This window comes from Paenibacillus eucommiae, assembly GCF_017874215.1.
Classification (GTDB): domain Bacteria; phylum Bacillota; class Bacilli; order Paenibacillales; family NBRC-103111; genus Paenibacillus_AI; species Paenibacillus_AI eucommiae.
In genome coordinates this window covers 49,397-57,066 of the sequence record NZ_JAGGLB010000050.1, presented here as the reverse complement: position 1 = coordinate 57,066, position 7,670 = coordinate 49,397, and the positions used below count along the sequence as shown (strand labels likewise).

The window sequence follows — 7,670 nt, the reverse complement described above, 5'->3', positions numbered from 1 at the left end:
TTCGACGCTCCTTAAACAAAAACTTCCTCTTCTTTCCTCTTTGACTTCTGCTTATCGCGGACAATTTTCCTTTTAGCCTACCTAAGTAGTAACTGAAAAACATCGCTAAAGTAAAAGTTCTTTTCCTCAAAGGTCGCCGCATAGCCTATTTCTCACATGAATGTTTTCATGCCAAAAAAGGCTGCCACGACAACGGATAAACCCGCTTCGGGACAGCCTGATGACAAGCATGTTAAAACCTGGTTCTAGTTGGCGGCAGCGGCTTTCTTGTGATCAGCCATTCGTTCGATGGATGGTGTCATCAGCTCTTTGATTTTATCGAGCAGCTGCTGCTTGGAAATGCCTTTGGCTGCGGCAATTTCTGTGAGAGATTTGCCTGCTTTCAGCTCAGAGATCAGCTGATCTTTGCTGATGCCCAGAAATTGGGCAAGCTCCTCAGAGCTCGGGTGAAAACCGAAGCGCTCACCTCTGGAGCCTTGCTCATGCCTGTTAGGCAGCCCCTTATCATTTAAAAGAAATTTTAAATGAGCAGGCATGCGCTGCTTTATACTTTTGGCTTTATCGGCATCCAGCTTTCCGCTTTTCACTGCGCTGTCGATTTTGTCGTTACGCAGCTTAAGCAGCTTCGCCGTTATATCTGCTTCGCTGATTCCTTTTTCCTTCGCAACATCAACGATGCTTTTCCCTTGCTTCAACGAATCCTCTAATGCCTGCTTATCCATGCCGAGGATTGAAGCAGCTTCGTCCAGAATCGGAAAGCCATGACTGGATTTCCTGTCTTCGTCATTAGCACGGCGCTGCTTATGTAAAGCGTTGCCGGGATCCTGCAAATGCTCACTCGCCTGCTGCTGGGTTTGCACTTTGCTTGCCGCGGCCGCATAGGATTGCTTGGCTGCATAAAGCGAGCTGCCTCCGAGCATTAAGGAGAGAGCGATCGAGCTGATAACCAGCTTTTTGGTGTATGCTGTAGTGTTCATAGAGAGCCTCCTTTCAAGTAAGGGTAGGGTTGTACTCCCGTAGTTTACACAAAAATACTTAATTTTACTTTAAGTAAATATTAAGCTCAGATAAATTTCTTGAATAATGAATAGATCAGGCAGAATCCCGGGCGAGTACATATAGCGGGAGCAGCGTTTCGAATGTATGTTTCACCAGATCCTCAAGTTTGGCACCATCTTGTAAAACTGCATCATCTGCATGGATATTAAGCCCCACCAGAAATTCATTCTTCTTCACATCGCGAAACTTTTGCAGGGACTGTATCCATGCTTGCTTATCCAGCTTACCTACGGAAATCGTATCTTTTTTCATATGATCAAAGGAAAGTACAAAGGAATCCGGCAATGATTTTCTGATAGCAGGCAGTTTTTTCAAATAGGTGTCCGCGATGGCTTGTTTATTTGGCAATTCATAAATAAGCGCGAGCCAAATGAAAACCCGATCGTCAAAAAGTCCAACCTGAAAGTGCGGGAACTGCTTGTAACCCCGTTTATTTGGGCAAATGGCAAGCCACGTATCGACAGGCGGGTTGACCTTTCTTCTGGCATGCTTCGCAATATGAAGGTGCATCTCGCTGCCGGAAAGCAAGGATAATTCATTGCACAGCGCATCACCAAGCACTTTAAATTTGGGTTGAATCCGTTCGCGGATAGCTTCCATTCTTGCATCAAGACCTTCGATATGGAAGGTATCAAAATCTTTTTGTGTAAAGCCTTCAAAGCTCATAGGTTATTCCCTCTCTAACTGTATTGTCCTCGTCTTTATTCTAATGGAATTATGCAAGACCTGCAATTTAGAACGCATTCAGACATGTTTCGACAAAATCTATTATGTTTTTTTGATTAATTTATGGAAAAAAGCAGGAAATTGCTAATTCTCAGAGAATTTTATTTGCAGAGAATAAGATTGCGGAAAGGTAGCGGATAGAATGAAGCATGTAAAGTGGAAACGTATTATTGTACTCGGCACCATCATGATTTTTTGTTTTACAGCAGGAGTTTATGCGCAGAATATCATAGAGCAGGTACGTGCGTATTTGCGAACTGATTTTAACCTAGTGGTAAATGGGGATAAAGTGGTGCTCGGCAATCCGATCCTGATTTACAACGACAGCAGCTACCTGCCTCTTAATGAGCTGGCTGGCTATCTGGGAGCTAATGTAAGCTGGAAGGGAGATACAAAAACCATTTATCTCAACAGCCGGATCAACCCCGAGCAGCCTGTTCAGAATGAAAATGTGGATTATGATGAAATTAAGATGATGAGTCCCTATGCAAGCACGCTCACTTACTTGGGATCAGAATACCCGATGCTCATCAATAGAACGAACAAGATTTACTACCGCTTGAGAGATGTTGACCGAATGGGAATTGATACGAATGGCCTGCGCAAAGCAAGGGAGCTTTATACGCAGGAGCTTTATGTCAGTGAGACGGAGCTGAGCACGCGCTGGAAGGAGAAGCCGAAAATGGGCTATGGTACTCCTGGCGTCGTTGTGGCCGGGGAGAAGGATTTAAAGAAGATTGAAGTACTAAGGTCCCATGTGGAAGCGTTAAGAAATGTTGTAGTAGATAATAAAAGCTTCTATCGCCAGCCTATCATTATCGATGCCCTGCCCGCGGAAAACGAATATCAATATTTGCTGATGCAAAATAATGTTTTGTTTACTATGCACATCAAGCTATCCAAGCAAAAGGATGGGAATTATGCACTTAGCAGCTATTCCATGGAGAATATAGAAATAAAGGTGACCGGCAAATAGTAAAAAGAGATCACGATTTAAATCCTATCAGGTTTTATAATCATGCCTTCGCTCAGGAGCAGCTCCTGGGCGCTTTTCTTTTTTTTGAGAGGATGGAATTTTCCGTGTTTTTTCCAGGTTTTTATTGGGTTCCAAGGCTCCAGGACAAGCCCTGCATATTTTTATATAAGAAGCTTAAAAAAATATCAATAATCCAAGTTGCTAAAACATAGAATTCATAATAAGATAAAGATAAGTCAATAAGTTGTCTGAATATTTAGTTAAATGGTAAAAAAGATCGACAATGAAGGATGATTCAGATTTTCAGATTATGGAGGGGATTGCCGTGAGTAGAAGTCATGAAGTCGAGTATTGCAACCTAGAGTTACGATTTGATCGCCGGCTAATCCGGAATTTCATCAAGGCGCTGATTCAGGAAGGCTATTCCCTTTATTGGAGTGAAAGCGAGCAGCAATTTATTATTTCCATACGTACAGGCCGCAAGCTCATTAAATTAAAGTTTGAACGGATTGGTGAAAAATACAAAATTGTCGGTGATTATTCATTTAAGGATGAGAAGCTTGCAGAAATGATGGAGAAGATGATTGGTGATACCCGCGGACATGCCGTGGTCAAGCGGTTTAAGGACCGTCAAATTTTGATAGAGAACATCATGTTTGGTGAGATCATTCGCATGGTTGAGATAACAGGGATTGAGCACAAGGTACTCTACCAGAAGGAGCCTGTCGTGACGGTTGAAGAGGTTATGCAAGCGTTGCGATCCAAGCGTCCTGACGAACGGATTCCGGTCTTGAGACTTGAGCTGGATTACGAGCTTTCTAATCTGCAGGATGCGATTGTAGCAAATGATGAAGCGGCCGCACAGGCCAGCAAGACGAAGCTATTCGAGTTAAGGCATGAAATGCTTTTATTGGAGATGTGATGATGACCAATCATATAGGCTTTTGAAGAGAGACGTACGTTATACTACGGGCTCTCTTTTTGCATGTAAATCCGGGCGAAAATGTTATTGTTAACGTGTGCATGGATGTGCTATGATAAGTGTAGAGGTGAAGGTATGAGTGTCACGATTAAAGATATTGCCAAGCTCGCAGGCGTTTCCCATACTACGGTTTCCAGGGCGCTTAATGATAGTCCACTAATTAGCATGGAGACAAAGCTGCGGATTCGGGCTATCGCTCAGGAATTGAACTATACACCGAATTTTAGTGCGAAAAGCTTGGTGCTTGACCGTTCGTATAATCTCGGTTTATTTTTTACGACGCTTAGCGAGGGCACCTCAGCAGGCTTTTTTTATGAAGCGATACGCGGTGTCAACACCGTCATAAGAGACCGCTATCATTTGATTGTCAAAGGAATCGACGATTACAGAAGCTTTCAGGCGATAACACGCAAAAGCTTTGACGGCATCGTTGTCGTGAGTCAGAGCAGGGATGATCAGCCATTTATTGACCATGCGGTCGCGGCCCAGATTCCTGTTGCTGTGTTGAACCGTGAGGTTGAAGACAAAGGCATATTGAATATTATGTCGGATGAAGAACAGGGCGCTTTTCAGGCAGCAACCTATTTAATCGATCAGGGACACAGGCGGATCGCCTTGATAGAAGGTAGGAAGGGCTTTAAATCTGCACAAAACAGGAAGGAAGGCTTTCTCCAGGCGATGCGGCAGCGGGGTATAACAGTGAAGAATGAGTACTTGATGCCAGGCATGTATGATCTGCAAAGCGGTTTTATTTCGATGAAACAGCTTCTGGAGCTGGCGGAGCCTCCAACCGCTGTATTTTGCTGCAACGACGAGATGGCGCTTGGAGCGATCAAAGCGATAACGGACAAGGGCTTGCAGGTTCCGAAGGACCTGTCTGTTATGGGATTTGACGATACGGTTTTCTCCGCCTTTGTGACACCTGCACTAACAACGGTGAGACGTCCGATTGAGCTTATTGCCAGAGAAGGCGCGATCCGATTATTAACAAATATCGAGCAGAAGGAGCAGGATCATGAGCCTGTTTATTTGAAAACAGAGCTAATTATCCGCGATTCCGTCCGAAAAATAAATTAGGAGGCAAACAAACGTATGGGCATCATCCAAGAACTGTTAAAAGACATACCCGTTCCACCTGTTATCAAAATCCGTCAAAAATTTGACGCTTCCATCCTTGAGCATCCGGAAGAGATTCTTAAGCTTGAGCTTCAAAAGCCTGGCGCCATGGATCAAATTCGTCCCGGCCAGCAAGTAGCTGTTGCAGTGGGGAGCAGAGGTGTCGCCAATATCGCGCTTTTTACGAAGACAACCATTGATGCGATAAAAGCAGCAGGCGCACACCCGTTTCTAGTGCCTTGCATGGGCAGCCATGGAGGCGCTACAGCTGAAGGGCAGACGGGCGTTCTACATCATCTTGGCATCACAGATGAAGCCATGGGAGCGCCAATCCGTTCGTCTATGGAGGTTATCCAGATCGACAGCTTGTCTAACGGGCTTCCGGTTTATGTGGATAAGATCGCCGCAGAGGCGGATGCCATCGTAGTCATTAACCGGGTCAAGCCTCATACAGCTTTCCGCGGTAAGATCGAGAGCGGAATTATGAAGATGATCGCGATAGGGCTTGGCAAGCAAAAGGGGGCAGAAGCCTGTCATCAGCTAGGTTTTAAATATATGGCCGTTAATGTGCGGCAGATGGCCAATCTGATGATGAAGAAGCTGCCCATTGTTTTTGGCATAGCGCTTGTTGAGAATGCCTACGACCAGACTTGCAGGGTAGAGGTCCTTCCTGCCGATCAGATTGAAGCTCGTGAAGAAGTATTGCTGGAAGAGGCGAAGGCGAGGCTCCCCAAAATTTTATTCGACAACCTCGATGTGCTTGTTATTGATTATATAGGCAAGAACATTAGCGGCGATGGCATGGATCCGAATGTAACGGGGCGATATCCGACGCCTTATGCACATGGAGGTCCTGATGTGGCTAAGATGGTTGTGCTTGATCTAACGGAGGAAACCGACGGAAATGCCAATGGCGTTGGTACTGCTGATTTCACAACCAAACGCCTGGTTGACAAAACAAACCTGGAGGCTACTTATGCCAATGGCTTAACCTCTACCGTCTGTGCTCCAACGAAAATAGCAACAACACTGGACAGCGATCTTCTTGCTATCAAAGCGGCGGTGAAAACCTGCAATATTCTTGATTACACCAAGTGTAAGCTAGTGAGGATTCAAGACACCCTGCATCTGGGGGAAATCGAGATTTCAGTGAATTTACTGGAGGAAGCGCTGGGGCATCCAGATATTGAAGTGCTGACTGAAGCTTATGAGCTATCATTCGATGCAGAAGGGAATATTAGCAAATGATTCTTGCCGTTGATATCGGGACAACCAGCACCAAGACCTTGCTGTTTAACAGAGATGGGAAGGTAACTGCCTCCCACTCCATTGAGTACCCGCTCCTTACTCCTGCTCCTGACAGGGCTGAGCAGGATCCGGAGGAGATTTTTCAGGCTGTTGTTAAGGGGGTAGGGGCAGTTGTACAAAAGTCGGGTTTCCAGCAGCAGCAGCTTTTATGCGTATCATTCAGCTCCGCTATGCACAGCCTGATTGCTGTAGATAGAGACCTAACGCCGCTGACCCCTTGTATCACATGGGCAGATAACCGCAGTGTCGATTATGTCGCAGGACTAAAGTCGAGCGGTTTGGGCCAGGCCATTTACGCCCGTACGGGCACCCCAATACATCCCATGTCACCTCTGCTAAAGCTGATGTGGTTTCAGGACCATGAGCCTGAGCTGATAAAGCGGGCCCACAAATTTATCGGTATTAAGGAATTTGTATTTGCCAAGCTGTTTAACCGTTTTGTGATTGATCATTCACTAGCAAGTGCGACAGGGCTGTTCAACCTGCAGCGGCTAGATTGGGATGAAGAAGCGCTGCATACGGCAGGGGTGAGCCGTGAACAGTTGTCAGAGCCTGTTCCGACCACCTATGCAATCACGGGTCTTGAAGCATCGTATGCGCAGGAGATGGGACTTGCTGCAGCAACGCCATTTATCGTTGGGGCGTCGGATGGAGTACTGGCTAATCTGGGCATTGGAGCCACCGAGCCGGGGACGTATTCGGTCACCATAGGCACCAGCGGGGCCGTTCGTGCTGTTGTGAAAGAGCCGATTACGGATCCGCAGGGCAGACTGTTCTGCTATGCACTCAAAGAGGATTTCTGGGTCGTGGGTGGCCCGATTAATAACGGCGGGATTATGTTTCGCTGGGTGCGCGATCAACTGGCGACGCTGGAAGCAGAGGAGGGACGCCGTCTAGGCATAGATCCTTATGATTATCTGACACAGCTCGCCACTGAAGTGCCTGCGGGATCGGACGGTTTGTTATTCCTGCCGCTCCTTGCCGGTGAGAGAGCCCCATATTGGAATGCCAATGCCCGGGGTGTGTTTTTTGGACTTTCTTTATATCACAACAAGAAGCATATGATCCGTGCTGTTCTAGAGGGTGTAATGTACAGGATTCATTCTGTCGTTTCTGCGCTCGAAGAAATTACACCGCCGGCTAAGGAAGTACGCGCATCCGGGGGATTTGCAAGGTCTGAGTTTTGGCGGCAAGTTTTGGCTGATGTCATCGATACGCCGGTAACCGTGCCGGATTCCATCGAAAGCTCAGGAATTGGAGCTGCTCTGCTCGGTCTGCTGGCTATGGGGGAGATTGAGGATTTCAGTGAAGCCCATAACTGGATTCGCATAGAGGCTTCTCATGAAACGAATCAAGCGAATCATCGCATTTATGAGCAATTGACAACTATTTATAGGAACGTATATGATCATTTGAAAGATGATTTTGATGCAATCTCCTATTTTCAGCAAGCCCATCCCCCAGAGGCAAAGGCAAATTCCAATTCCTAAAACAAAGAGAAAA

At 46.2% G+C, this 7,670-nt stretch carries 7 protein-coding genes; 5 read left to right on the top strand and 2 right to left on the bottom strand.

The genetic code is table 11. The features are described from left to right. Positions 1–245: 245 nt before the first annotated feature. Together J2Z66_RS39300 and J2Z66_RS39295 are read right to left on the bottom strand one after the other, a co-directional pair. The gene (locus J2Z66_RS39300) at positions 246–977 is read right to left on the bottom strand and encodes a hypothetical protein (RefSeq protein ID WP_209979027.1); all 732 of its coding nucleotides are present in this window, start codon (positions 975–977) and stop codon (positions 246–248) included. Between the two features lie 115 nt (positions 978–1,092). Beyond that, positions 1,093–1,725 (bottom strand): DUF1054 domain-containing protein, encoded by a 633-nt coding sequence (locus tag J2Z66_RS39295; protein ID WP_209979025.1) that lies wholly within the window; start codon positions 1,723–1,725, stop codon positions 1,093–1,095. A gap of 202 nt (positions 1,726–1,927) precedes the next feature. Here J2Z66_RS39295 and J2Z66_RS39290 point away from each other — a divergent pair, with 202 nt between their 5' ends. From J2Z66_RS39290 to gntK, 5 genes are all read left to right on the top strand, one after another. Further along, positions 1,928–2,761, top strand: coding sequence for a stalk domain-containing protein (locus J2Z66_RS39290; protein WP_209979023.1), 834 nt, complete (start codon positions 1,928–1,930; stop codon positions 2,759–2,761). 325 nt (positions 2,762–3,086) lie between these two features. Beyond that, the gene (locus J2Z66_RS39285) at positions 3,087–3,683 is read left to right on the top strand and encodes a YkzI domain-containing protein (protein ID WP_209979021.1); all 597 of its coding nucleotides are present in this window, start codon (positions 3,087–3,089) and stop codon (positions 3,681–3,683) included. Between the two features lie 135 nt (positions 3,684–3,818). Continuing rightward, positions 3,819–4,820: a LacI family DNA-binding transcriptional regulator gene (locus J2Z66_RS39280; RefSeq protein ID WP_209979020.1), complete on the top strand. Its 1,002-nt coding sequence runs from the start codon at positions 3,819–3,821 to the stop codon at positions 4,818–4,820. A 15-nt stretch (positions 4,821–4,835) separates the two neighbouring features. Further along, positions 4,836–6,107, top strand: coding sequence for a nickel pincer cofactor-dependent isomerase, group 22 (locus J2Z66_RS39275; RefSeq protein ID WP_209979018.1), 1,272 nt, complete (start codon positions 4,836–4,838; stop codon positions 6,105–6,107). Beyond that, positions 6,104–7,657: a gluconokinase gene (gene gntK, locus J2Z66_RS39270; RefSeq protein ID WP_209979016.1), complete on the top strand. Its 1,554-nt coding sequence runs from the start codon at positions 6,104–6,106 to the stop codon at positions 7,655–7,657. Before J2Z66_RS39275 ends, gntK begins: the two co-directional genes overlap by 4 nt. Positions 7,658–7,670 lie beyond the last annotated feature (13 nt).